Origin of the sequence: Sodalis sp. RH19 (assembly GCF_047324215.1) — a bacterium.
Taxonomy (GTDB): Bacteria; Pseudomonadota; Gammaproteobacteria; order Enterobacterales; family Enterobacteriaceae; genus Acerihabitans.
Window position 1 is genome coordinate 4,986,723 of sequence record NZ_CP178734.1, and the last position, 25,448, is coordinate 5,012,170.

Here is a 25,448-nt window from a genome sequence, read left to right on the forward strand (position 1 = left end):
TACATCAGAACCCTATTTTACGCTGATTTAATTTTTGCTGGATTAATGCCAAACCCAGGTAATGGCACCGTATAAAGGAAAATAAAACTGGATAGCATAGACCCTGGCGCGGCAGCGCATGATGAGAGTGATGATTTTGCTGTGTTAAGTCACCTCTTTTCCCTGCCGGAATTAAATTATGTCGATATAACCCGGGCGGAAAAAATTCCGCTGATGATGTCGCGCTGGCCGCTATTGGCCGAATTGGCCGGCGTGGCGTATGACGCATCCCAGGCGGAAGCTTCATGAAGCCTGCCGTGGCCATGGTTTACCGTTCTTGCGGAGTCATATCATGCCGGTCATAGCCCTGCGGGGTATCCGGGGCGCGACGGGCACGACATCGGTGGCCGCCGGCCTGAGCTGGGCGCTGGCCCAATTGGGCGAGAACGTATTGGCAATTGATTTTTCACCGGATAACCTGTTGCGCCTGCATTTCGCCATGCCTTTTTCCGCCCCGCGCGGTTGGGCCAGCGCCGTGCAGGCCGGCGCCGGCTGGCAGCATGGCGCCATGCGCTATAGCCAACTGCTCGATTTTCTGCCCTTCGGCCGGCTGGCCGACGGGACGCAGGCGTTGGACTCATTGACCGACTGGCGGGAGAACATTGCCCAATTGAAATCCCTGTCGGCCTATCATTGGATCGTGCTGGACGTCCCCGCCGGCGAGTCTGCCCTGGCGACCCAGGCGGTATCCCTGGCCGACGGCGTGTTTACCCTCCTGCAGGCCGACGCCCAGTGCCATGTGCGCCTGCATCAGCAATCCTTGCCCCGGCATGCTCATTATGTGGTTAACCAATTTGTTCCCGCCAGCGCCTTGCAGCAGGACCTGCTGCTGCTCTGGCAGCAAAGCCTGCCGAACTTGCTGCCGGTGGTATTGCATCGCGACGAGGCGATGGCGGAGTCCCTGGCGGCGCTGCAACCGGTGGGCGCATTTATGCCGCACAGCAAAATCAGCCAGGAGCTGACTACTCTGGCCAATTGGTGCCTGATCCATTTGCGCAACGGTGAACAATGAATTCCCGGCGGCCCGGCGTCCTGTCGGTGTTCTTGCCGCCGCCGGTGCATTCGGCGCTGCGTGACCGCTACCGTGGCTACCGCCGGGCGGGCGCTTCCCGGCCGGCCGCGGCGCTGATGATGGTTTGCGTGATTGCCGGCTGGCTGTTGCTGCGGTTCGAAACGCCGGCCTGGCAACGCATCCGTCGCCAGCGCGGGCGCTGGTATCCCCATGTTTCCGCCGCGCGTCCCCGCCCGCTCGATCTGGTCCGCTATGTGCTGCAAACGCTGTGGCTATTGCTGATTATGCCCGCCGGGGGCGTGCGCCAGCGGGCGCTTTATGGCGATATTTCCCGGCGCTGGCGGGCGCGTTTGCGCCGCCGGCTGCGTACTGTGGCCGGGCGCCGGGCGCCTGCCGCGCGGATTGCCGCCGCGCCGGTTGCAAGCGCGCGTCTGCGCCGCCTGTTAAGCCGCGCGTTAATGATCCTGGCCGGGCTTGTCGCGGCGGTGCTGGCCGGTTTTTGCATTTCCCAGCCCTTCGGCTATCTGGCGCAGTTTGTGTTTGTGATGCTGTTGTGGGGCATCGCGATGATCGTGCGCGATATGGCGGGGCGCTTCCCGGCCCTGATGCTGATTGTTTTGTCGTTAACCGTGTCATGCCGGTATCTGTGGTGGCGCTATACCGCCACGCTGAACTGGAGCGATCCGGTGAGCCTGGTATGGGGGTTGCTGTTGCTTGGCGCGGAGACGTATTCCTGGACGGTGCTGGTGCTGGGCTATTTCCAGACCCTGTGGCCGCTTAATCGCCAGCCGACGCCCATGCCGGCGGATATCGCCAGCTGGCCGACCATTGATGTGCTGATCCCCACCTATAACGAAGCCCTCAGCGTGGTGAAACCCACGCTGTATTCGGCTCTCGGCATCGACTGGCCGAAAGAGAAAATCACCCTGTATCTGCTTGATGACGGTAACCGTGCGGAATTCGCCGAGTTTGCCCGGGAAATCGGCGTGGAATATATCGCCCGGCCTCGTCATGAACACGCCAAGGCGGGCAATATCAACTACGCGCTCCAACAGGCCAAAGGCGAGCTGGTGGCTATTTTTGACTGCGATCATGTGCCGACGCGCTCGTTCCTGCAACTGACCGTCGGCTGGTTTTTCAAGGACGCGCGCCTGGGCATGCTGCAAACGCCCCATCACTTTTTTTCGCCGGACCCTTTTGAGCGCAACCTGGGTCGTGTACGCCGCACGCCGCACGAGGGAAAGCTGTTTTACGGCCTGGTACAGGACGGCAACGACCTGTGGGACGCCAGTTTCTTCTGCGGCTCCTGCGCGGTATTGCGCCGCTCTGCGCTGGATGAGATCGGCGGTATTGCGGTGGAAACCGTCACCGAGGACGCCCATACGTCGCTGAGGATGCACCGGCATGGCTACAGTTCAGCCTACATCCGTATTCCGCAGGCCGCCGGCCTGGCAACCGAAAGCCTGTCGGCGCATATCAGCCAGCGCATTCGCTGGGCGCGGGGCATGGTGCAGATTTTCCGCATCGATAACCCGCTGCTCGGCAAAGGGCTGAAACTGGCGCAGCGTTTATGTTACGCCAACGCCATGCTGCATTTCCTGGCGGGCATCCCACGGCTGATATTCCTGACCGCGCCGCTGGCGTTTCTGCTGCTGCATGCCTATATCATCTACGCGCCGGCCGTCGCCATCGCCCTGTATGTTTTGCCCCATATGGTCCATGCCAGCCTGACGACCTCCCGGGTGCAGGGCAAGTACCGCCACTCGTTCTGGAGCGAGATCTACGAAACGGTGCTGGCCTGGTATATCGCGCGGCCGACCACCATGGCGCTGCTCAATCCCTACGCCGGCACGTTTAACGTCACCGCCAAGGGCCGCCTGAACGATCAATCCTATATCGACTGGACAATCACCCGTCCCTATCTGGTGCTGATGCTGCTGAACGTCGCCGGGCTGGCGGCCGGCGCCTGGCGCCTGACCTATAGCCGCGGCGACGAACTGCTGACCGTGGTGATAAGCCTTGCCTGGGTGCTGTACAACCTGATTATTCTTGGCGGCGCCATTGCCGTGGCCTTCGAGGCTAAACAGATTCGCGCGGCGCACCGGGTGGATACCGTGCTGCCGGCGGCGATCGCCACCCGGGACGGCCATGTGCACGGCTGCGTCATGCACAATTTTTCGGACAGCGGCGCGGGGCTTGAGATGCACACCTGCGATGTATTGCAGCCCGGTCAGGATATCACCCTGCTGCTCAGCCGCGGACGGCAGGAGTATGCCTTTCCCTGCCGCGTTAGCCGCGCGGGCGGCCGCCAGGCCGGCATCCAGCTGGCACCCCTGACGCTTCAGCAGCATGTGGATTTTATCCAGTGTACCTTTGCCCGCGCCGACAGCTGGGTGGTGCGCGGCGATAGCTTTCCGGAGGACAAGCCGCTGGAAAGCCTGGGCGAAGTGCTGGCCCTCGGCGCGCGCGGCTATCTGCGCATGCTGGATATCGCGCCGCCGGCGCTGCGTCCGCTAATCGTCCTTATTTTTAACGCCGGTGGCTGGATCGCTTCTTTCCTGCCACGCAATCCCCCGCGGCCCGTCCGCAGCGATGAAACCCCTCAATGATGACTAACCGATGAAAAACCTGATATGGACTTTGCTCACCGTCGCGCTATTCGCCAGCGCGGCGCCGGTATCCGGCGCCGGCGGCCCGGCAGAGGCGGCGCCCCCGGCGTTGACGTTAAACGGGGCCGCAACCGGGACGCGGGATGAGCAGGCGCCTGCGCCCGATGCGGCTTTCCGCGGGCCGGATGCGCCGATGCCAGGCGCCCCGGTGCGCGACATCACGCTGCCCTTTGCCGTCATCGCGCCGCCGCCCGGCACCATGACCCTGCGCGGCATCCAGCCTAACGGCCAGGTTGAATTCGGCGTGCGCGGCGATGAGGTGGTTACCCAGGCGATGCTGAATTTACACTATACGCCGTCGCCGTCGCTTATCCCGGTGCAGTCGCATCTGAAGGTTTATCTTAACGATCAACTGATGGCGGTGCAGGCTATCGGTCAGCAGCAGTTGGGCAAGGAAAACCAGGTACAGGTACCCATCGATCCGCGCTATATCACCGATTTTAATCGTATCCGGCTGGAGTTTGTCGGCCACTACCAGAATATCTGCGAGAATCCGGCCAATACCACCCTGTGGCTGGAGATCGGCAAAGGCAGCTCGCTGGCGCTGCGCTATCAAACACTGCCGCTGAAGAATGATTTATCGCGTTTCCCCATGCCGTTTTTCGATGCGCGCGATACCGGGCCGCTGACGCTGCCGATGGTCTTTGCCGCCGCGCCGGATGCGGGCCAGCAGCAGGCCGCGGCGATGTTGGCCTCCTGGTTCGGCGTCAGGGCGCAATGGCGCGGCCAGACGTTCCCGGTGTTGTACAATCGCGAGCCCGATCGCCATGCGGTGGTGTTCGCCACCAACGCCGGCCGGCCGGATTTCCTGCGTGATATGCCGCCGGCCACCGGCCCGGCGGTGGCGATGGTCAGCCCGCGCGATAATCCTTTTATTAAACTGCTGTTGATAACCGGGCGCGATGATGCGGATCTGCTTACGGCGGTGAAAGGCATTGCGCAGGGCAACATGCTGTTTCGCGGGCAGGCGGTGGCGGTGGAAAGCGTGGAGCAGCTTCAGCCGCGCCAGCCCTATGACGCGCCCAACTGGGTCCGCACCGACCGGCCGATGAATTTTGGCGAGCTTAAGCAGTACCCCGAACAGCTGCAGGCGGACGGGATCGTGCCCACGCCCATTAGCCTGAATATGAACCTGCCGCCCGATCTGTTTTTGATCAACAGCCAGGGTATCGATATGCGTTTGCGCTACCGCTACACCTCGCCCCAGCTGAAAAATACCTCGCGGCTGAGCGTCAGTCTGAATAATCAGTTTGTGCAGGACTTTATCCTGCAGCCCGGCCATGACGACGGTCCGCAACTGCTGCACCTGTCGCTGTTGCGGGGCCTGCTGGCCGATCACCGGGATTTGATGATTCCGGCGCTGAAGCTTGGCGCGGTTAATCAGATCCGTTTTGCTTTCGATTATACCTCGCTATTGGCCGGCGGCGCGGAGGGGCGTTGTGAAACCTACACCACGGTGCCCAATCATGTGGTGATCGACGACAGTTCGACTATCGATTTTTCCGGCTACCGGCATTTTATGGCGATGCCGGATCTGCGCGCTTTCGCCAACGCGGGTTATCCCTTCAGCCGCCTGGCCGATCTGTCGCAGACGCTGGTGCTGGTGCCGCCGAAACCGCAGCCGCTGCAGTTGACCACCCTGCTGAACACGCTGGGTAATATCGGCGCGCTAACCGGTTATCCGGCCCTGGGCATGCGCCTGAGCGAGGACGGGTCGCAGGTGAGCGCCGTCGATGCCGATATTTTGCTGATAGGTGATCTGCCCGCGGTCTTGCGAAACGACGGCATGCGCGACGGCAAAAAAGCCCAGTTGCTGCTGGCCGCCACCCGCGATTGGATCAACCAGCCGGTGCGCCAGGCGGCGCTGCCGGACAATACCACGCCGGACGTGGACGCCCTGGCCGATACCAGTACCCAGATCGCCGCGCAGGGATCCATCGCCGCCGTGGTCGGCCTGCAGTCGCCTTACTTCAATCAGCGCAGCATCGTGGCGCTGCTGGCGAAGGGACCGGACGGCAACGCCCTGCTTAACAATGTCATGGCGGATAATCTGCAAAAGGCGCGGGTTTTCGGTTCGGTGGCGCTTATCCGCGATTCCGGCGTCAACAGCCTGAAGGTGGGCGACACCTATTACGTCGGTCATTTGCCCTGGTGGGAACGTGTCTGGAATGCCCTGGCCCATCATCCGGTAATACTGGCGCTGATGGCGGTGATCGCCGTGGTGCTGGCCGCCATGGTGCTCTGGTGTGGTTTACGCGCCCTCAGCCGCCGTCGTTTATCCGCGGGCGACGGGGAATAACGCATGCCCACCGTTCGTTTTATCGCGCCATGGGGCGCCGGGGGCAGCCTTCCGGCCGCCATACGCCGCCCCGCACAAGGGCCGGTGGGCAAGGCGCTGATGATGGTGTTGGGCGTGGCCTTGTCGCTAGCCGTTATGCCGCCCGTACGCGCCGAGCCGCCGCCGGCCATAGCGCCGGAGCAGTGGCTGCTGGCGCAGGTCAGACTGGGCGAGGCTAATCATCAGGATCAACTGGTGCGCCAGTCACTGGACCGTTTAGCGTTAATCGCGCCCGATAGTCCGCAAGTGCTGGCGGCCCAGCTGCGTCTGGATCTGCGTGAAGGCAACCAGGACCAGGCGCGGGAGCGGCTGGAAAAAATCCAGCGGCTGGCGCCGGATTCAACGGAATTTCGCCAGGCGCGGCTCAGCCTGGAGCTGGCGCGGCCGGAAACACAGCAGCGGCTGCAGCAGGCGCGCCTGCTGGCCACGGCGGGCCGGCTGGCGGAGGCCCGCGCCTTGTACGACCAGGTGTTCGGCGGCCAGCCGCCGCCGGTGGAGCTGGCGCTGGAATATTGGCAACTGGTGGCCCGCGTACCCGGCCACCAAGACGAGGCCGAACGTCAATTGGCCGACCTTGACCGGCAGTATCCGGGCAATGTCGCCCTGCGCCTGCAACTGGCCCAATACGCCTTTGCCGCCGGCCGGAACGAACAGGCTATCGACTGGCTGCGGCAGGTGGCGAATACCCCGGCGGGCCGGCAGCCCGCCGCCGAAATGTGGCTGGCGCGGATAAAGGCAACGCCGGTGGACGCGCAAAGCGTGTCGGCCCTGCAATTTTACCTTAGGGTATTCAACGACGGCGCGTCTGCCGACGCCGCGCAGCAGGAACTGCGGCGGCGGCAGGCGCTGCTGGCCGACCCGCGCTATCAGGCCAGGATGGAGGGTTTGGCAAAAATTGAACAGGGCGCCTCCTCCGGCGCCATTGCGCCGTTAACCGAGGCTTTGGCCGCCACGCCGGACGATGCCCAAGTGCTGGGCGCCATGGGGCTGGCCTATGCGCGCTCCGGCCAACGCCTGCGGGCGCTGGACTATTTTACGCGGGCGCAGCAGGCTGAACAAAATGGCTTTAATGGCGCAAAATGGCGGGGCCTGATTCAAACCAACCGTTACTGGTGGGCGTTGGAGCAGGGCGATCGCGCGCTTAAGTCCGGGCATCTCGCCGAGGCGGATGGCTATTACCGGCAGGCGCGCGGTATTGACGATCGGGACGCCTGGGCTTGGGTCGGCCTGGGCGATGTGGCGGTGGCGCGCGATAATGACTCGGCGGCCGAATATGCTTATCGCCGCGCGCTGGCCCTTGAGCACGACAACGGCAGCGCCCAGCGCGGGCTGGTCAATCTTTACCAGCGCCGCTCGCCGCAGCTGGCGCTGGATTATCTCGGGCAGCTTCCCCCGGGCCAGCGGCAAAAGCTGCGGGATAAGCAGCTCGCTATCCAATTGACATTACTCACGGACCAGGGCGGGCGCGACGCCGGCGCGGGACACTGGGCGCAGGCGGCGCAGCGTTACCGGCAGGCGCTGGACCTGGAGCCGGGCGCTATCTGGACCGCGTATCATTATGCCCAGGCGCTGCGCCATACGGCCCGGGTGTCAGAGGCTGATACCCTGATGGCCGCGCTGGCGCGGCGCTATCCCGGCGATCCCGCACAGGTGTACGCTTATGCGCTGTATCTGGCGGGCAGCGGGCGGGACGATGCGGCGCTGACCCATCTGCGCGGGCTGCCGTCCGGTCAGTGGAGCGAAGGGATGCGCCAGCTGGCGCAGCGGCTGGAGCGGGAGAAACGCGCGGAAGACATAGACCGCCGGCTTGACGTCATCGAGCGGCGGCTTGCCGCCGGCGACCCGGCAGGAGCGCGCGGGGCGTTGCAATACCTGCGATCGACGACCGATGGACTGAGCCTGTATCAGCAGCGGCGCATCGCCATGGCCTGGCTGGACGCCGGCGATGCGGCGCGGGCGGCGGCCGGGCTGCGGCAACTGAAAAAACGGGTACAAACAGCGCCGAACGGGCAGGATAAAACGCTGATTTACCGTGATTTAGCGCGTGTCGAGCAACGGGGCGGCCAGCCGGAAGCAGCGCGCGCGGACTATCAATCTGCCATGCAGGCCGCGGGCCTCAGCGCCGGCGTCCCCGCGAATAACGATGAGTATACCCGCCTGACGCGTCATAACCCCGGCGACGACTGGCTGCGCCGCGGTATCCGCGCCGACGCCGGCGGGCTGTATCGTCAACAGGACGTTAACTTTACCCTGGACCATGATTTCTGGAGCGATGGCGGAACCCCCGGCAAATCGGATCTGAGCGCTAATACCACCATGCTGCAGGCGGATATGCCCTGGGATCAGGGGCGGGCTTTTGGCCGCGCCGATATTGTGCGTATGGACGCGGGAACGTTGGCCAACGATTACGGCGGCACCTTCGGCACGTGCGCCGATTTGCCCTGTCACGGCAACCGCCGCCAAACGGCGACCGGCGTTAGCTTGGGCGCCGGCTGGGAAAATGACCAATGGAAAACCGATATCGGCACCACGCCGCTGGGTTTTCCGGTGGTCGACTGGGTGGGCGGCGTCGCTTATAGCGGCGATTGGCGCAGTCTCGGCTGGACCGCCACCGCCTCGCGCCGGCCGGTTTCCAGCTCGCTGCTGTCCTTTGCCGGCGCTCGCGATCCCGGCACCGGCATGACCTGGGGCGGCGTGCGCGCCACCGGCGGCGGCCTGGGCCTGAGTTATGATCAGGGTAACGCCAACGGCCTGTGGGGCGATCTGAGCGCGCATCAGCTGACCGGTAAAAACGTGGCCGACAATAGCCGCGAACGGCTGATGGGCGGGTATTATTATAAGGTGATTAACGAAGAGGATCGGCGGGCCACCGTGGGGCTGAATTCGATGCTGTGGCATTATCGCCGGGATTTGAGCGGCTATACGTTGGGGCAGGGCGGGTATTATAGCCCGCAGCGCTATTTTTCCCTGGCCGTGCCGGTAAATTATCGCGCGCGCGCGGAAAATGTCGCCTGGCAGCTCGGCGCCTCGTTATCCTGGTCGCACGCCTCGACGGAAGAGCGGCGGCGTTATCCCCTGGCGGGGGTGGGCGCCGCCGACATCCTATCGTCGGGCGGCGACAGTTCCGGGTTTGGCTATACCGTCCAGGCGTTAATCGAACGGCGCCTGTCGTCGCACTGGACCCTTGGCGCCGGTATCGATATCCAGCAGGCCAAGGACTACACGCCCAGCCATATCCTTGCTTACCTGCGCTATTCGATGGCGGGCTGGCAGGGCGACCTCGCAATGCCGCCGCAACCGCTGAACCCCTATGCGGATTTTAAATAACCCGGCCGGAAAATCCCCTCCGGTGTCGTCATCCCCGGCGCGCCTGGTTGAACGGTTTTCCGCCGGTGAGGAAAAGAATCAGCGCGCCGGCCAATGCCATAATGGCCCGTCGTCGTCCACCACCAGCGTTTCCCCCAGCCGTTTTTGCAGCACAATGGCCGTGATTGACGATGCCGCGCGCAGTGCGTCCACCAGGGCCGCCGCATGGGAAACAATCACGATCTGCGTTCTGCGCCCGGCGGCGGTAATCAAGCGCGCCAGCGCCGGCAGCAGCTCAGGATGCAGGCTGGTTTCCGGCTCATTGAGAATCATCAGCTCAGGGGGACGAGGCGAATGCAGCGCCGCCGCCAGCAGCAAAAAGCGCAGCGTGCCGTCCGACAGTTCCGCGGCCTTCAGGGGGCGCAGCAGCCCGTGCTGCGTCATGCGCAGCTCCAGGTAACCGTCGTTTTGCGCGACGCGCAGCGCCGCGCCGGGGAATGCGTCGTCGATGGTCTCGTCCAAATCCTCGGCAAAGCCGATGTCATAAATGGTCTGGATGGCGGCGGCCAGGTCGGCGCCGTCCCCGGACAGCACCGGCGTATAGGTGCCAATCTGCGGCCGGCGCGCCGGGGCGTCGCGATCGGTACGCAGATGATCGTAAAAGCGCCAGCCGCGCATGGTCTCCCGCAGCATCAGCAGCTCCGGCGCATTAAGCGGATCGATACAGTGTGTCATCATACTGTCGAAGACCGCCAGGTGCTGGAACGGCGTTTGCCACACGCCGCGTTCATCGCGTATCCGCACGGCGGGCCCATGGCGATCCGCAAGCGTCGCGCTTTTGCTGTACAGCGGACCATGCCAGACCACTTCTGTTTTAATGTGGGGATCGCGGTTAAACATCGCTTTGCCGGGGGGCATGTCGCGTTTCTCAGGCAAACCCAAATCAATGGCATAACCAAAGGTATCGCCGGAAAATCCCAGCTTCAGGCTGACAGGCGCCTGCCGGGACTGGGTCCCCTGCACGGGAAGCGTGCCGTTGATCATCGCGCGCGAAAACGTTTCCGGGCCGGCCCATAGGGTGGAATGCAGCCCTCCGTCCGCGGCCAGCGACTGCACTATGCGGTCCTGGGCAATGTCGGCCAGGAGATTCAGCGCGCGGTAGATACTGGATTTGCCCGCGCCGTTCGGCCCGGTTATCACGGTAATTTGCCCGATTTCCAGCGTCAGATCACGCAGGGAACGGTAGCCGGAAACGGCAAGCAGGTTAATCATCGGGACACGACTCCATGGCTGACGCGACGGCTAAACCATACCACAGAAAAATAACCCTGGGTCGCGGTTTTCCAACGGCTATCCACCGCCAACGGCCTCCCCGCCGCTAATGTTAGCGGGTTGCGGGCCACGCCGGCAACGCAATGGTTGAGCATAAAATCAGGTAAACGCCGTAGCGGTTTTTTCCCGTTGTTTGATAGCGTGGTCGCCACTGTTTTTGGCCTGGCGCCGCTGGCGAAAAGGGAATAGGGGTATGTTTGCGAATTGTCAATTATTCGGCATGGATTTGGCGTTTCCCGACGTCTGCCTGACGCCGGCGCCGGTGCCCGTACCGGTGCCTTACCCCAATATGGCGCTGGGCTGCACGGCGACGCCGCATACCTATACCATCCTGTTCGGCGGGCTGCCCGCGCATAATATGGCCACCCTGACCTATGCCAGCTTCGGCGACAATGCCGGCATTAGCCTGGGGGTAATGTCGGGTACGGTAATGGGGACCTCGCGCCATTTAACCGGCGCGTTCACCACCCTGATCAAAGGTTCTCCCGCCACCCGCATGACCAGCCTGAGCCTGCAGAACGGTACCAATATGGTGGGCATGCGGCTGCTTCCCAGCCAGCTGAAAATCATGATGCTTGGAATGTAACCCCCGCCGGTAACAGGATTCTTTATATGTCTTCACTGTTTTTTCGGCTTCGTTTTCCCGGCCTCCTGGCGCTGACGGCGTTTATCAGCGCCTGCGCGCCGGCGGAAATAACCCCGCAAGACAGTGGCGGCGGCGATCGCCTGGCGTTGAACGCCCGCGGCCGGGTGAATAACGGATCACCGCTAAAAATAACCGTATTGCAGCTTACCGATCCCTCCCGCTTTTTGTCGGCCGGCTATGAGGACCTGCAACGTGACGCGCATAAGACGCTGCGCGGGCAGGTGCGCGCCGGAGAAGAAATTTTCCTGCTGCCCGACGATAAGTGCCGGGTCCTGCCGCTGCCAACGGCGGACGATGTTCATTACCTGGGCATCTTTGCCGAGTACCAGGATCTCGCCCATAAACGCTGGCGGCTGCTATTGCCTCTGCCGCCGCGGCCTGCGGCCTCGGTATGGACGATGCTCCGGCCGCCTCCGCCCGTTTTGCGCCGGATTACCGTGACCCCGGACGGTTTGCAGGGAAATGATAATGAAAAATAACCATAAAGTGCTGTGGGTGGAGGGGATGTTCCTGCGTCCTCATCATTTCCAGCAGGCCGAGGAGTATCTGGAGCAGCGCCAATGGCACCTGCGGGATGGCCGCTATCCCTGGGGATTTTCCATCCTGCGGGTGGATGAAAGCCTGCTGGCGCTGGGCAAGGTGGCGCTGGCCGCCGGCGCCGGCATCCTGCCGGACGGTACGCTGTTCGATTTCACCGATCCCTGCGATGCGCCGGCGGCGCTGGATATCCGCGCCGGCTGCGGCGGAGTGACCATCGTTCTGGCATTGCCGGTCCGGCGCGCGGGACGGGAAGCGGTCATTTTTACCGAAGCGGCGGATTCGCTGGCCCGTCACCTGGCGTTTGAAAAAGAGGTTGCCGACACCAACGCGTTGTCCGCGGGCGGCGCGAAGATCCAGTGCGGCAGGCTGCGCCTGCGGCTGCTGCCGGAACATGAACTTAACGGCGAATGGATAGCCATGGGCGCGGTTCGGGTGCTGGCGAAGGATCGGGACGGCGGCGTGTTGCTGGATCCCGGTTATCTTCCTCCCCTGCTGGACAGCCGCGCCAGCCCGGCGCTGCAGGAATATGTCCGGGAGCTGGCGGGCTTGCTGCAACAGCGACGCCAGCGGCTGGGCCGCCAGCTGCAACAGCGGGACGAAGGGCACAATAGGGCGGCGGACCTGATGCTGCAGGCGCTTATCCATCGGTTCAGCGCCAGGGTAGATCATCTGCTGCACGCCCCGAGGGTACATCCGGAGCGCCTGTTCTCCGCATGGCTGCCGTTTGCGCTGGAGCTGGCGGTGTACCGGGCGCCGCATGTCTTTGCAGGCGATATCCCGGTGTATGACCATGCGGATATCGGCGGCTGCTTTGGCCTCTTGATGTCGCTGCTGCGCCAGGGATTGTTTATCGCGCTTGAAGACAGCGCCATCCCCCTGCCGCTGACCGAGAAGATGCCGGGCTTGAGCGTGGCCACATTGCCGGATAAAGAGATGCCGGACCGGTTTGACTTTGTCTTAAGGGTGGCGGAACTCGAGGGCGGGGCGCAAACGAGCGCGTTTCTGGCGCAAATCAAGATTGCGCCGGCGTGCTGCATCCGCGACGTGGTGCAACTGCAATTGCCGGGTATCCCCTTGCGGCCCCTGGCGCAGGCGCCGCGCCAGCTGCCTTCCCGAACGGGCGCCAGCTGCTTTGCCCTGGAAAATAGCGGCGCATTATGGCCGCAGTTGGCCAAAACCGGGGCCTTCGCCCTGTACCTTACCGACGAATTCGCCCGGCTGGACATTCAATTATGGGCCATAAGGCGTCAATCCCCGCCGGGTGGACCACCGCCATGACAGACCACGCTCGCATGCAGCACGCGCAGCCCAACCGGCTGCTGGCGGCGGCCGGTCCGCTGCTGAACGCCGTGGCGCATTTACGTTACGCGCAGCCGCCCGAGGATGCCGGGGCGCTGCGCCTGCGGATGATCGATGAAATGCGCCGTTTCGAGCAGGTTTGCCAGGAAGCGGCGCTGGGCTATAACGTGATTATCGGCGCGCGCTATTGCCTGTGTACCGCCCTGGACGAGGCGGTGGCGCTGACCTCCTGGGGGCAAAGCAGCATTTGGGCGGGCAACGGCCTGCTGGTGGCTTTTCATAATGAAACCAACGGCGGCGAGAAATTTTTCCAACTGATGGCGACATTGTTGCAACAGCCCGAGCAGCATATCGATCTGCTGGAGCTGCTCTATTTTTGTTTGTTATTGGGTTTCGGCGGCCGCTACCGGGTCATGGAAAACGGCATTTACCGGCTGGAAATCCTGACCCAGCGGCTGGCGCGGCAGATTCGCAGCATCAGGGGTGAATACGCCCGTCCCCTGGGTGAACCGCGCGCGCAACACCCCGCCCCCCGGCGGACCTCCAGGGCGCGGCTGGCGCCGCCGCTATGCGTCTTGTTGGGCGGGATGCTGCTTGGCTTGCTGTATATCGTCCTTAATAACCGGCTGGACGTCGCTGCCACCGGGGTGCAAAACAGGCTGTTCAGCCTGCAACTGCCCAAGGCGCCCCCGTCGGTGGCCGGGATGTCGCTGCCGGAGCTGATGCAGGCCCTGGCGGCGGATATTGCCGCTAACCGCGTGGCGGTGTCCCTGCGGGATGAGCAGGGGGTTATCACGCTGCGCGGCGGCGACGTATTCGCGTCGGCCTCCGCGACGCTCCACCCATCGTATCAAGACGTTATCTTCCTGATTGCCCGGCATCTGGCGCAGACCACCGGCGTGGTAACGGTGCGCGGGCATAGCGATAACCAGCCGATCCATGGCGCCGCTTTTACTTCTAATGACGCGCTGGCGCTGGCGCGCGCCGAAACCGTCGCCCTGATGCTGCGCCAGGCGCTGGATCAGCCGGGACGGGTGGTGGCGCAAAGCGCCGCCGGCAAGACGCCGCTGGTGCCGAATACCACGGCGGAAAATCGCGCCCTTAACCGACGCATCGATATTGCCTTTAACCTGGCCGGCGGCGACACAGAATGAGGCGGGGAGCACGAACATGTTAAAAATGATGGGGGCGCTGTACGGCGGCGGAATCTGGCGTGGCGTTTGCGCGGCGGCGGGAGTTGGCCTGGCCGTCTGGTTTGTGGGCCCCCGGCTTGACGTCGGCGGGGTGCATCCCCTGGCGTCTGACGCTGTCCGTTATCAGGTTATCGGCGCGGTGACGGCGTTTTGGCTGCTGTCGCGATCCCTCTCCTCAATGCGTCAGGCCCGTTTCCGGCGCAGTGTGCGACGGCAACTGCTGACGGCGGAGCGGACGCCGTCAGCGAGGGAGGAAACCCCGCTTGCCGCAGGGTTTAAACTGGCGGCCAGGATCCTCAAGCGGCATCATGGTTATGGCGCCGGGCTGAAAAAGGAGGGACTGCCGGTCTTCGGGCGCGCGTATTTGTATCGGCTGCCGTGGTACCTGATGCTGGGCGCCGGCGGCAGCGGCAAGTCCAGGGCCCTGCAAAACGCTGAGCTCGATTTTCTCGAACCCCAGGCCCCGGACGCCGGCGCGGCGGACGGGCCGGGCCGTTGCGACTGGTATTTTACCTCCCTGGGCGTGGTGATCAGTCCCTGCGGCAGCTTTCTGGCCGACGGCGACAGCCGTTGGCAACAGATGCTGGCATTGCTCAAGCGCCATCGCGCCCGCCGGCCGCTTAACGGGGTGGTGCTGACAATAAGCGCGCAGGATCTGCTGCAGCCCTCGCGGGAAGAGCACTGCCGGCAGGCCGGATTGTTGCGCCGACGCCTGCTGGAGCTGGGGCGGCAGCTTAAAATTGTCCTGCCGGTGTATATCATGATCACCAAGACCGATTGCCTGGCGGGGTTTAGCCAGTATTTCAGCCGCTTCGACGGTCCTGAATTGGCGCAGCCCTGGGGCATGGATTTTCCTTGGCGGGGCGGGTCCGAAGATGGGTTCTCGCTGCCAGAAGCCTTTGCGCAGGCCTTCGACCGGTTGCAGCGGCGGTTAGATGACGCCTTGGCGGATACGCTGCTGGCGGAGCCCGATGCCAGGCAGCGCGGCAAATGCCTGGCCCTGCCCCAGGCCTTTGCCGCGCTGCGCCAGCCGCTGCTGCGTTACCTGGAGATTATCTTTGCCTCCTTTCCCGAGGGGGCCGCGCCCGCGCCACGGGGCGTCTGGTTTACCAGCGCCAACCAGAAAACCGGACCGGCCGCCGGCGCGTTAACGGCCCGCCAGGACGATTTGTTCGATTACCGCTTCACGCCGGCGGATATGGCCACGGCCAATGTGGCCGCGCCGACGCCGCAAAGCTATTTCCTCAAGACGCTGTTTCGGGACATTATCCTGGCCGAAGGCGACCTGGCGGGCACCCGCCGCTGGGCCATATGCCGTCGCCGGTTGGGTTACCTCGCGGGCTACGGCCTGTTATCGGCGCTGCTGCTGGCGGCGGGGAGCCTGGGTATCGCCAGCTATCATAATAACCATCAGTACCTGGCACGGGTACAGGCGCGCACCCAGGCGCTGGAACAGCTTAGCGCCGCTATCTTGCGTGCGCCCGACCCCGGGCTGGCCCAGATAATGCCCTTCTTTAACGGACTGGGCGTCTGGGCCGAAACCGGGGTCTTTGATTATCGCCGCCCCCCGCTGGACCATCGTATGGGCCTGTACCGGGGCCGGATGCTGCACGGCGCCGGCGAACTGGTCTACCGGCACGCCCTGAAGCGCGTGCTGCTGCCGCTGGTGACGCAGCAGCTTGCCGCGGTGCTGGCCCGGGCGCATGGCGGCGAGACGGATTTCACTTATCAGGCGCTGAAAGCCTATCAAATGCTGTATGAGCCGCAGCATTACGACGGCGGGTTTTTACGCTCCTGGGTGCTGATGACCCTGCCGGCGATGCCGGGCGCGGCGCAGCTCGACAGCGCCGGGAATGAACAATTGCGCCGGCATCTCGCGCAACTGATAACCGACGCGCCGCTGCTGTCGCCCAACGACAAAGACCAGCGTCTGATCGAGACGGCGCAGTCTGCCATCCGCCAGCACCCGCTTGCCCAGCGCGTCTACCAGCGGCTGAAACCATTGCTTATTAACGACAGCCGGTTCAAGGCCATCAGCCTTATCGATCTGGCGGGCGCCGAGGCGGAGCAGGTACTGATACGCAACAGCGGCCTTCCGGCCACGGATACGCTCCCCGGTCTGTTTACCCCCGCAGGGTATTGGCTGGGCTTTCATCCCCGGGTCGCCGTCGCCCTGCGCCGGCTACAGGAGGAGGACCGCTGGGTGCTGAACCAGACCCTGGCGGCGGATGAGGACGAACTGGCCGCCAACGTACGGCATTGTTATATGAACGAATTTATTACCCGCTGGGATAACTTTCTCGGCGATATCGGCCTGATGCCCGCGCCGGACCTGAACCGGCGCATCGACAGCGCGCGTATCCTGTCCGGCGAACATTCGCCGCTGCGTTGCCTGGTGACGCGTATCGGCGACATCCTCGCCTTGTCGCCGCCGGGCGATGCGCAGGCGTCATCGCCGGACTTCGGGCGGCAGCTCGGCGCCGGCACCCGCGGGTTGCTGAACACACTGTTTCCCCAGCGGGGGAACCGGGAAGGTCAGGAAGGGCCCGAGCTGAAGGTAAGGCACCACTACCGGGATCTTATCGCGCTGTCCCGCCCGGGCGATGAAAACGGCGCCGCCATCGCCTTTGACGCTATTCTCACACAGCTGGGCTGCGTATACCGCTATCTGGTCGCGCTGCACAACAGCGGCGATACGGCGCCTGCGCCAGGAGAGACCCTCTCCCGGCTGCGGGCGGATGCCTTGCGTTTGCCGCAGCCGATGCGCCGCCTGATCCTTGAGCTTGCCGAGGGCGCCGGCCATGATACCCGGCGCCAAACGCAGCGGCGGCTGCGGCGGCTGTTCGATACCCAGATCGGCGCGTATTGCCGGCAGGTCGCCGATGGCCGTTATCCTTTATCGCCGCAGGGCGCGATCGATCTCAGTCCGGACGATATGGCGCGTCTGTTTGCGCCGGAAACGGGGCTGGCCGATCGTTTTTGGCGACAGCACCTGGCGGACAGCGTGGAAGCCTGCGCCAATCGCTGGCATTTTTTCCCCGGGATCAACGCCGGCGACGAGGCGGCCGGGGAGGCATTGCTGCACTTTTTCCGCGCCGCCCGTGCTATCGGCGATGCGTTCTTCCCGCCGGGCGCGACCCGCCCCGTCTTTTCCTTTACCCTGCGCCCCGTAAAGATGGACAACGGCATTCTCAGCCTGTCGCTTGATATCGACGGGCAGATGCTCAGCTATAACCACGGCCCGTCGATTGCCTATCACCTGAACTGGCCGGGCGCGCGGGGTACGGGCAAAGCGCGGCTGAGCGCCGGCCTGGCCGACGGCACCATCGCCACCCTGGAACGGGAGGGGCCGTGGGCGCTGAACCGGCTGCTCGACGGCGGCCAAAGCCGGCGGACGGGCAACGATGGCGCGCAGCATATCACCTTCACCCTGGCTGGCCGCAACGTGACGCTGGAAATTATCCCGGACAACGTGCGCAACCCCTTTACCCTGCCGCACTTCAGCTGTGTCGCGCAACCGGAACCGCTATGAACATCAACGCCCTGCTTACGCCGGTAAGCACCGACGCGCCCTGCGGCGAAAACCTGGAATACGACCTGGCCTTTATTCAGCTGCACCAGCTGGCGCGCGGTAAAGCGGAACAACAGTTCGGCGATATGCTGATCCCGGCGCTGGAACCGGACTGGCGCCGGGTGGAGCAACAAGCCCTCGGACTGCTGGCGCGCAGCAAGGATCTGCGCGTGATGCTGTTGCTGGCGCAATCCTGGACCGCCCTGCGCGGCGTGCCCGGTTACGCCGACGGCATTATGCTGATGGGCGAAGCGCTCGAGCGGTATTGGCCGACGCTGTTGCCGCCGCTGGCGCTGGAGGGCGAGTCCGATCCCCTGATGCGCATTAACGTGCTGCGCGAGCTGGGCGATGGCTTTGAGCTGGCGAAATTGCTGCGCCATAGCCTGTTTGTACGCGAAGCGGGCCACAGCCTGTCGTTTGCCGATGCCGCGGCCGCCCTCGACGGTATAAGGGCCGCGGAGCTCCCCGGCGAATCGGCGCGGCTGACCGTCCTCCTACGGCGGGGGCTGGAGACGCACGCGCGCTATCTGCCGTTGATCTGTTCCGCCCTGGAGCGGCTTTTCAACCTGCTGCGCACGCATTTGGGCGAAACGGCGATCCCGGACATGCCCGGCGTGCTGGCTTCCCTGCGCGCCTTGTCCCAGCCGCTGATGGTCCACGATACCGCGCCGCCGCCTCCCGCGCCGGCGGAAGGTTCCTTATTTCCCCGCCGCACCCCGCCCGATAACGGCGCGGCGACCACACCGTCGTCCCGGCGCGAGGGCGATATCCTCACCCGCGACGACGCCTACCAGGCGCTGGAACAGGTAAAGATCTATTTCCGGCGCTACGAGTCCAGCCATCCGGCGCCGTTGATGATTGCGCGTATCCAGCGGTTAATGAGCCAGGACTTTCTGGCGATAGTGCGCAACCTGGCGCCGGAGGCGGCAAGCCAGTTAGAGCATTTTTTCGGCTGCGAGAGCCTTAAGGAGTAAGAGAGATGAAAGAAGCACACAGCGGACAAAAATTGATCGCCCGCCATCGCGCGCCGCGCGTGCAAATCGAGTATGAGGTGGAATTATACGGCGCCGAACGCACGGTTCAGCTGCCGTTTGTCATGGGCGTCATGGCGGATTTGAGCGGCGGGGCGCACGAACCGCCGGTACGGATCGATGACCGGAAATTCCTCGATATCGATAGTGATAATTTTAATGAACGGATGAAATCGTTCCAGCCGGGTATCGCCATCCGGGTGGAAAATACCCTGACCGGCGTCGACGACCTGCCGGTGTCGCTCGTCTTTAACGAGATGGACGACTTTTTGCCGGAGGCGATAGCGCACCAGGTCGAACCGCTGAACGCGCTGCTGGAGGCGCACATCCAGCTCTCCAACCTGCTTTCCTATATGGATGGCAAACATGGCGCCGAGGAACTGATGGCCTCGGTGCTGAATGATGACCAGCTGCTGCGGGGCCTGGCCGGCGCGTCGGCCGATACCGGCGGGCAGGATCTATTACCCTACTCGCCGATGTACGCCGCCGGGGGCGGCGGACGCATTTTGCCGCCGGCCATCGGCGCGGTGATCGAAGAGCAGTTCCGTACCAAGACCGACGAAGCGCGCGCCGCGCTGGAGTTGGCGGTCAGGGCCATGGCGCAGCAGGCGCTGGCCTACCGGGTGACATTATCCCGGGATGCCTTCAGCACCATTCAGGGCCTGATTGCGCTTATCGATCAAACCCTGTCGCGGCAAATCAACATCATCCTCCATCATCCCGAATTCCAGCGGCTGGAAGGGGCCTGGCGCGGGCTGCATTATCTGGTCGCCAATACCGCCAGCAGCGATATGCTGAAAATCCGCGTGATGAACCTGAGCAAAAAAGAACTGGGGCTCACGCTTAAACGCTATAAAGGCGCCAGCTGGGATCAAAGCCCGATCTTTAAACGCGTTTATGAAGAGGAGTACGGCCAGTTTGGCGGCGAGCCGCTGGGCTGTCTCGTCGGCGATTATTATTTTGATCACAGTCCGCAGGATGTGGAACTGTTACGCGAGCTGTCGCTTATCGCCTCCGCCGCCCATTGCCCTTTTATCAGCGGCGCGTCGCCCGGGGTGATGCAGATGGAGTCGTGGCAGGAGCTGTCCAATCCCCGCGACTTGGGCAAGATCGTGCAGAATACCGAATACGCCGCCTGGCGCATGCTGCGGGAATCGGAAGACTCCCGCTATCTCGGGCTGGTATTGCCGCGCCTGCTGGCGCGTTTGCCTTATGGCCTGGCCGGCAATCCCGTCCACGCCTTTTTGTTTGAAGAGCAGACCGACGGCGCCACCCATGCCAATTTCACCTGGATGAACGCCGCGTACGCCATGGCGGTGAATATCAACCGTTCGTTCCAGGAATACGGCTGGTGTACTTCCATTCGCGGCGTGGAGTCGGGCGGCGCGGTGGATAATCTCTTATGCCATATGTTCCCCACCGACGACGGCGGCGTGGATCTAAAATGCCCGACCGAAATCGCCATCAGTGACAGGCGCGAGGCGGAGCTGGCCAAAAACGGTTTTATGCCGCTGGTGTACCGTAAAAACTCCGATTTCGCGGCGTTTATCGGCGCCCAGTCGCTGCAAAAACCCGCGGAATACAGCGATCCCGACGCCAGCGCCAACGCCAACCTGGCCGCGCGCCTGCCTTATCTTTTCGCCTGCTGCCGTTTCGCCCATTACCTGAAGTGCATCGTGCGCGACAAGGTGGGAACCTTCCAAACCCGCAGTGAAATGGAGCTATGGCTAAATAATTGGATAATAAATTATGTTGATGGAGATCCGGTTAACTCATCGCAGCAAACCAAAGCGCGCCGCCCGCTGGCGGCGGCCGAGGTGCAGGTGAGCGAGCTGGCGGACAATCCGGGTTATTACCAGGCGAAATTTTTCCTGCGCCCGCATTACCAACTGGAGGGCCTGACGGTGTCGCTACGCCTGGTGTCCAAGCTGCCGTCGCTGAAAGGTGGCAATTAACATCCCTTTTCCCGCGGTAAGAAAGGATTCCTGAGTATGAATAACAGTATTTATTTGCAGGTGGACAGCGTTAAAGGCGAAGCCAAGGACGAGGAACATAAGGACTGGATCGACGTGCAGCATTTCCGCTGGCAGATAGTCCAGCCCTCGGAGAACAGCGTGGGCGGCGGCGGCGGTATCGGCAAGGCGGTAGTGCGCGAGCTGGAGGTGCTAGCGCGGATTGATAAGGCCCTGCCCACCATGATGAAAAAATGCGTCGAGGGCACGCATCTGCCCGCGGTAACCCTGGGGCTGAGAAAGGCGGCCGAGTCCAGCGAGGATTACCTGCTGATTAAACTGCAGGAGGTGATGCTGAGCGCGGTGGAAATCGTGCCCCATACCGGCACCGGCGCGGGGGAAGGACACGCGTTGGCGCCCGGCGCCATGGCGGTGCTGTATCGCTTTTCACCCGCCGTGATGGGCGTGACCTGCGGAGAACAGTTAAGCACCGGCGCCCTGAGCGCGAAGGTTGAATTTGGTTGGGATGTGAAAAAAAATGCCGCTGCCCAAGTCAAGTTTAAATAATGACCCATTGATAGACGACCGCCGCCCGCAAGAGACCTGGGAAAACTTTCTCAATGAATTTCCGGGCGCGACGGTACGGGAAAATGATATCGATCGGGTATTGGGGGCGCTTTTCGACGCGCCCCCCGCGTCCGGCCGGATCGCGGCGGCGGAGGCGCCCGGCGGATCGCGGCTTTACGGCGCTAGGGAAACCGATCCGTTGCGGTTGTTCACGGCACGGGCGGATGATGCGTCCGTGGCGGAACATGGCCCGGGCGCGCTGCCGCCGGCGGATATCGCCACGGGCGGGGTGACTCCGGCGCAGCGGCGGGCGATGCTGGCGGCGCTGGGCGCCTGTCTCGGCACGCTGTCGCAAAACGATGCCGACGCCTTGTTTACCCAGACTTTTTTACCGGTCTATCAGCGGGAGATGACCCATAAGGCCTGCTGAGTTTACCAACCCATCGGCTCATCGGGACGATAAACAAAATCGTCGCGGTGGGCCGACGGCAGGTTATATCCCAGCCAACTGCCTTGTCCCAGCGGCTGGCCGCCTCCCAGCGTACAGCCGCGATATTCCTCCCGCGCCAGGATCACTCTTAGCTCCCAGGAAAATTCCACCCCGGCGTAATGGCTCACCCACTTGCGCAACCGGTCAAGCGTGCCGGAATGCCCGGCGGGTAAAAAACGACGGTATTGCCGCCACGGCAGCGGACCGATATCGACGGCGAACCGGGACTGCCTGTCCGGAACGGCAAGGCCCAGGCAATGTGTGCCCCCCAGGCGGGCGCGGTGTTGACCGGCGTGCAGCCGTAGCCGGGCGCCGGCTGGCAGCGGCAGCCAATGGAACAGGTTTTCCCGCAGCCTGGCCGGCACGGCAAAAAAGTGACGTATCAGCGAGCGTAGCCCCTCGGCGCTGCGCGGGCCGCGGGTTAAATGCCCCGACATATAATAACGCGCCTGCGCGTCCGGCGCGCCAACGCGCGCGGCGGGCTGGCCTGTTCCCAACAGGCAGGCGGCATACCCATCGAAGCGCCGGCTGTCCGGCCGATCGAACGAGACGCAGTGCTGGGCGTCGGCCCAGGCGCGATAAAACAGCGTAATCAACCGGTGGTGAAACAGGTTGGCGAAGGCCGTCAGCGCCGGTTCCTGGCCGGGGCGCCGGCGTTGGTAAACCTCTTCGGTCAGATGCAGCGGCAGGGGACCGTTGGGGCCGAACAGCCCGAAGCCGTTAATATCCACCCGCCGCAACCGCGCGTCTGTCCCCGGCGCGATGGCGGCGATATTGGCGGCGGCAAAACCCAGCGCCGGCCGCTGGCCCAGGCGCAGCGGTTCGTCGCGCGGCAGCGGCGCGCGTCCCAGCGCGTAGCGCAGCCCGCCCTGCGCATCAACGCGGCGCAGCAGTTGAAACAGATCATACTCCCAGGGATGGCGCTCGCGCAGGGCCCAGCTATTGGTATCGCCCTCAGCGGCTGGAGCGGATGGCGCAGTGACGCGGCGGCGTGAAACCGGAGATAAGCGGCGTTGGGCGGGGCAGGGACGGACTCGGTGAATTTTCATAAAGGTGTCGCCGCCCCGGGACGCGGCGGCCAATAGCCGATGGCGCCCCGCTGTATCGAGCTGAGCGTGGTTTCGGTAAAGCTGTTAATGGTGGCCAGGCGCGTAAACAGCCGCGCCAGCACGCTGCCCAGCAGCCACGGGCTCAGGCCGGAAAATGCCTGTTCATCGACGCTTAGCCGCACGCTGATGCCGCGTACGGCAAGGGCCGGGGACGCCATGACGCGATGGCAGGGAAGGAGCTGGCACTGACGAATGCCGGCAATTTGCTGCCTGACGGTCATCTCGGCCCTGCGGGCGTGGAAGTCTACTAGCTGGCGCAGGGCCGCGCCGCCGTCGTGGTTATCCATCAGGCTGAAGTAATTGAGGCGCAGCTGGTTAATCAGCGGCCAGCAGGACGCGCTTTCCGCCAGCGCCGGGCGGGGCTGGCTGGGTCCGTTGCGTAACACCACCCGTTGCACCGGCAGAGAGTCGCGCATCACGAATTGCCTATCTTGCTGCAACAACGTGAGCGGCAGGTCGCGATTGCAGCACAGCACCTCGGGGCTGAGATAGGCCAGTTCTCCATGCCAGGGCGGATGCCGTTCGTCTGCCAGGGAGACATAGGCCAGCGAACCGCTGTAGCCGGTATACGCCATCGACGGATCGGCGGCCGATGGCCAGTGGCGCTGCTCCCGGCGCAGGGAAAACCAGCCCGGGCCCTCAGGCCCCTCTTCATCGTGGCGATCGTAAACCGGCCTGAATAGCCGCCGGTAGCCGTTTTCGCCTTTGCTGCCGAAGCCGTGCAGCTGTATGACGGAGTGGACTTCATAATCCAGCGGATGCAGCGTATCCACGATAACCGGGTATTCAGTTTGGCGTTCATTGAGAACAATGCGTTCAGCGGTGCGGGGGAACAGATTGATGACCGGCGTGCAGTGCAGCGCCAGATGCTGCCGATCTACCTGGCGCTCCAGTTCGGGCGCGGCCTGATCCAGCAGCAGGATAATCTCCAGCTGTTGCTGTTTGCCGCCGCGGTCGAACAAGGGCTGCAATCCCTCCAGGCTGAAAAACTGTAGCCGGGCGGGAAAACAAAAATATTCCTGCAACAGGCGAAATGCGTCCAGGTTGCGCAGGTCCGGCGGCAGCATGGCCTGATCGGCGTCAAGTCCTTCATGGCGCAGCGCCTCCCGGCCCAGGTTCAGGCGCACGGACGCGCCGCCGCCGGTCTGCGCCAGCACCGTTTGCGTATGCTGCATGATCAGCTCCAGCAGTTGCCGGGCCGGGATATCGCCGCCGCTGAGATAAAACATCAGCCGATCGCAACGCATTTCACCAAGCGTAACCGGGCCGATACAGGAAAGCCTGATGCGCAGCGCGCAGGCGCAGCCCTCCAGACCCAGCGCGCCGGGCCGGATCTCCGCCGGAATCCCGCCCAACGCCACCTGCTCGATGCGTAACGGCTGGAGGTCGACGTCATGGGCGGTGCGAAAGCGGCAGGTGACGCCGCGGGACTTACGTTCCAGGCTGTCCATCACCGTGCCGCGCGGCACCCGGTAACCCTGGCTGATATCTCCCTTGGCGACATCCGGCCGCAGCTCCACGATGGCCATCGACGGCGTGGCGGCCAGATAATTAGGGTGCAGCATCTCCAGCAGTTGCCGGGAGAACTGCGGAAATTCCGCGTCCATTTTCAACTGGACGCGCGCGGTCAGGAAAGCAACGCCTTCCAGCAGCCGCTCGACATACGGATCGGCCGGTTCGGCGCTGTGTAAGCCCAGGCGCCCGGCGACCTTGGGATACTGTTCGGCGAACTCCGTGCCCATTTCCCGCAGCCAGGCCAATTCCCGGTTGTAGTAGTCCAATAGCCGGCTATCCATCAGTTATCCCTTATCACTCAGTTCAAAATGGCCGTTTTCCAGATCCACGCGGCTGGTAAACCTGAACTCCACCGGCGCCGGCGACCACCACAGGCGCCCCTGGATAATAAACGACAGCAGGTTATGCGACGCCAGCCCGGCATCGTCATCAATGCAATCAATACACAGCTCCGGGACGATGATGCGCGGCTCGAAGCAAGCGATCGCCCTGGCGATGGCGACTTCGATATCCTGCCAGGCGATCTCGGTGCGCACCTTGCCGGCCAGCGGCGGCAAGCCGAAGTTCAGCGTACTGGCGTAAATATGGGGCCAGCGCGCCAGCTCGCCGCGGGAGGCGAAACGCGTGCAGTTGAACAGCGCCTGCAGGTTGGTTAACACCGACTGTTTCAGCCTGTCGCGCAGGCACGCCATGTCCGGCGGCGACTCGTCCGGATTTTCCGGATCGTCGTCCAGCAGCCGTTCCCATAACAAGGGCGCGGCGCGTTGCCGGCCGCCGGCCGAGCTAGTCTGTCCGGCGGCGCGTTGCGCCGGGGGGTGGCTTATTTTTTTCGCCATTTC

At 63.6% G+C, this 25,448-nt stretch carries 18 protein-coding genes and 1 pseudogene; 15 read left to right on the plus strand and 4 right to left on the minus strand.

Annotated features, from left to right (window positions below):
• Nucleotides 1-81: 81 nt before the first annotated feature.
• From bcsR to ACL2XF_RS22430, 5 genes are all read left to right on the plus strand, one after another.
• On the plus strand, nt 82-288 hold the full coding sequence (bcsR, locus tag ACL2XF_RS22410; protein WP_410016703.1) for a cellulose biosynthesis protein BcsR: 207 nt from the start codon (nt 82-84) through the stop codon (nt 286-288).
• A gap of 43 nt (nt 289-331) precedes the next feature.
• Nucleotides 332-1,051 (plus strand): cellulose biosynthesis protein BcsQ, encoded by a 720-nt coding sequence (gene bcsQ, locus ACL2XF_RS22415; RefSeq protein WP_410013152.1) that lies wholly within the window; start codon nt 332-334, stop codon nt 1,049-1,051.
• On the plus strand, nt 1,048-3,660 hold the full coding sequence (gene bcsA / locus ACL2XF_RS22420) for a UDP-forming cellulose synthase catalytic subunit (RefSeq protein WP_410013153.1): 2,613 nt from the start codon (nt 1,048-1,050) through the stop codon (nt 3,658-3,660). Before bcsQ ends, bcsA begins: the two co-directional genes overlap by 4 nt.
• 10 nt (nt 3,661-3,670) lie before the next feature.
• Nucleotides 3,671-6,019: a cellulose biosynthesis cyclic di-GMP-binding regulatory protein BcsB gene (bcsB, locus tag ACL2XF_RS22425; protein ID WP_413727563.1), complete on the plus strand. Its 2,349-nt coding sequence runs from the start codon at nt 3,671-3,673 to the stop codon at nt 6,017-6,019.
• Between the two features lie 99 nt (nt 6,020-6,118).
• A complete protein-coding gene (locus ACL2XF_RS22430) occupies nt 6,119-9,385 on the plus strand; it encodes a cellulose synthase subunit BcsC-related outer membrane protein (protein WP_413728848.1) in 3,267 nt (1,088 codons plus the stop codon).
• Between the two features lie 78 nt (nt 9,386-9,463).
• On the opposite strand, the gene ACL2XF_RS22435 is transcribed toward ACL2XF_RS22430, so the two are convergent.
• Nucleotides 9,464-10,636: an AAA family ATPase gene (locus tag ACL2XF_RS22435; protein ID WP_413727564.1), complete on the minus strand. Its 1,173-nt coding sequence runs from the start codon at nt 10,634-10,636 to the stop codon at nt 9,464-9,466.
• Between the two features lie 253 nt (nt 10,637-10,889).
• Between ACL2XF_RS22435 and ACL2XF_RS22440 the strand changes: the two genes are divergently transcribed.
• The 10 genes and pseudogenes from ACL2XF_RS22440 (at nt 10,890) to ACL2XF_RS22485 (ending at nt 21,925) form a co-directional block, all read left to right on the plus strand.
• Complete coding sequence (locus tag ACL2XF_RS22440; RefSeq protein ID WP_410013156.1) at nt 10,890-11,282, plus strand: DUF4150 domain-containing protein; 393 nt, start codon at nt 10,890-10,892, stop codon at nt 11,280-11,282.
• 26 nt (nt 11,283-11,308) lie between these two features.
• Nucleotides 11,309-11,821: a type VI secretion system lipoprotein TssJ gene (tssJ, locus tag ACL2XF_RS22445; protein ID WP_410013157.1), complete on the plus strand. Its 513-nt coding sequence runs from the start codon at nt 11,309-11,311 to the stop codon at nt 11,819-11,821.
• A complete protein-coding gene (gene tssK, locus ACL2XF_RS22450) occupies nt 11,811-13,160 on the plus strand; it encodes a type VI secretion system baseplate subunit TssK (RefSeq protein ID WP_413727565.1) in 1,350 nt (449 codons plus the stop codon). Before tssJ ends, tssK begins: the two co-directional genes overlap by 11 nt.
• Nucleotides 13,157-14,335, plus strand: a complete 1,179-nt coding sequence (gene icmH, locus ACL2XF_RS22455) for a type IVB secretion system protein IcmH/DotU (RefSeq protein ID WP_413721607.1) — start codon at nt 13,157-13,159, stop codon at nt 14,333-14,335. Before tssK ends, icmH begins: the two co-directional genes overlap by 4 nt.
• A 16-nt stretch (nt 14,336-14,351) precedes the next feature.
• On the plus strand, nt 14,352-17,906 hold the full coding sequence (gene tssM / locus ACL2XF_RS22460) for a type VI secretion system membrane subunit TssM (RefSeq protein ID WP_413727566.1): 3,555 nt from the start codon (nt 14,352-14,354) through the stop codon (nt 17,904-17,906).
• A complete protein-coding gene (gene tssA, locus ACL2XF_RS22465) occupies nt 17,903-18,919 on the plus strand; it encodes a type VI secretion system protein TssA (RefSeq protein WP_413727567.1) in 1,017 nt (338 codons plus the stop codon). The genes tssM and tssA overlap by 4 nt, the downstream gene beginning before the upstream one ends.
• Before the next feature lie 5 nt (nt 18,920-18,924).
• Nucleotides 18,925-19,392: pseudogene (gene tssB, locus ACL2XF_RS22470) on the plus strand (type VI secretion system contractile sheath small subunit); the annotation flags it as partial.
• A 60-nt stretch (nt 19,393-19,452) separates the two neighbouring features.
• A complete protein-coding gene (gene tssC / locus ACL2XF_RS22475; RefSeq protein ID WP_410016705.1) occupies nt 19,453-20,931 on the plus strand; it encodes a type VI secretion system contractile sheath large subunit in 1,479 nt (492 codons plus the stop codon).
• A 36-nt stretch (nt 20,932-20,967) separates the two neighbouring features.
• Nucleotides 20,968-21,495: an Hcp family type VI secretion system effector gene (locus ACL2XF_RS22480; protein ID WP_413727568.1), complete on the plus strand. Its 528-nt coding sequence runs from the start codon at nt 20,968-20,970 to the stop codon at nt 21,493-21,495.
• A 7-nt stretch (nt 21,496-21,502) separates the two neighbouring features.
• Complete coding sequence (locus tag ACL2XF_RS22485; RefSeq protein WP_413727569.1) at nt 21,503-21,925, plus strand: hypothetical protein; 423 nt, start codon at nt 21,503-21,505, stop codon at nt 21,923-21,925.
• Nucleotides 21,926-21,927: 2 nt separating this feature from the next.
• On the opposite strand, the gene tssG is transcribed toward ACL2XF_RS22485, so the two are convergent.
• From tssG to tssE, 3 genes are read right to left on the minus strand one after another with little or no spacing between them, the layout of a single operon-like run.
• Entirely contained in the window at nt 21,928-23,034 is a 1,107-nt protein-coding gene (gene tssG, locus ACL2XF_RS22490; RefSeq protein ID WP_413727570.1) for a type VI secretion system baseplate subunit TssG, read from the minus strand.
• Nucleotides 23,031-24,890, minus strand: a complete 1,860-nt coding sequence (gene tssF, locus ACL2XF_RS22495) for a type VI secretion system baseplate subunit TssF (protein ID WP_413727571.1) — start codon at nt 24,888-24,890, stop codon at nt 23,031-23,033. Before tssF ends, tssG begins: the two co-directional genes overlap by 4 nt.
• 3 nt (nt 24,891-24,893) lie before the next feature.
• Nucleotides 24,894-25,445, minus strand: coding sequence for a type VI secretion system baseplate subunit TssE (gene tssE, locus ACL2XF_RS22500; RefSeq protein ID WP_410013166.1), 552 nt, complete (start codon nt 25,443-25,445; stop codon nt 24,894-24,896).
• Nucleotides 25,446-25,448: the final 3 nt, after the last annotated feature.

Bases quoted from the DNA above. Each gene is read 5' to 3' on its own strand.
- bcsQ (WP_410013152.1), top strand. From the start codon at position 332: ATGCCGGTCATAGCCCTGCGGGGTATCCGGGGCGCGACGGGCACGACA.
- bcsA (WP_410013153.1), top strand. From the start codon at position 1,048: ATGAATTCCCGGCGGCCCGGCGTCCTGTCGGTGTTCTTGCCGCCGCCG.
- bcsB (WP_413727563.1), top strand. From the start codon at position 3,671: ATGAAAAACCTGATATGGACTTTGCTCACCGTCGCGCTATTCGCCAGC.
- ACL2XF_RS22430 (WP_413728848.1), top strand. From the start codon at position 6,119: ATGATGGTGTTGGGCGTGGCCTTGTCGCTAGCCGTTATGCCGCCCGTA.
- ACL2XF_RS22435 (WP_413727564.1), bottom strand. From the start codon at position 10,636: ATGATTAACCTGCTTGCCGTTTCCGGCTACCGTTCCCTGCGTGATCTG.
- ACL2XF_RS22440 (WP_410013156.1), top strand. From the start codon at position 10,890: ATGTTTGCGAATTGTCAATTATTCGGCATGGATTTGGCGTTTCCCGAC.
- tssJ (WP_410013157.1), top strand. From the start codon at position 11,309: ATGTCTTCACTGTTTTTTCGGCTTCGTTTTCCCGGCCTCCTGGCGCTG.
- tssK (WP_413727565.1), top strand. From the start codon at position 11,811: ATGAAAAATAACCATAAAGTGCTGTGGGTGGAGGGGATGTTCCTGCGT.
- icmH (WP_413721607.1), top strand. From the start codon at position 13,157: ATGACAGACCACGCTCGCATGCAGCACGCGCAGCCCAACCGGCTGCTG.
- tssM (WP_413727566.1), top strand. From the start codon at position 14,352: ATGTTAAAAATGATGGGGGCGCTGTACGGCGGCGGAATCTGGCGTGGC.
- tssA (WP_413727567.1), top strand. From the start codon at position 17,903: ATGAACATCAACGCCCTGCTTACGCCGGTAAGCACCGACGCGCCCTGC.
- tssC (WP_410016705.1), top strand. From the start codon at position 19,453: ATGTACGCCGCCGGGGGCGGCGGACGCATTTTGCCGCCGGCCATCGGC.
- ACL2XF_RS22480 (WP_413727568.1), top strand. From the start codon at position 20,968: ATGAATAACAGTATTTATTTGCAGGTGGACAGCGTTAAAGGCGAAGCC.
- tssG (WP_413727570.1), bottom strand. From the start codon at position 23,034: ATGAAAATTCACCGAGTCCGTCCCTGCCCCGCCCAACGCCGCTTATCT.
- tssF (WP_413727571.1), bottom strand. From the start codon at position 24,890: ATGGATAGCCGGCTATTGGACTACTACAACCGGGAATTGGCCTGGCTG.
- tssE (WP_410013166.1), bottom strand. From the start codon at position 25,445: ATGGCGAAAAAAATAAGCCACCCCCCGGCGCAACGCGCCGCCGGACAG.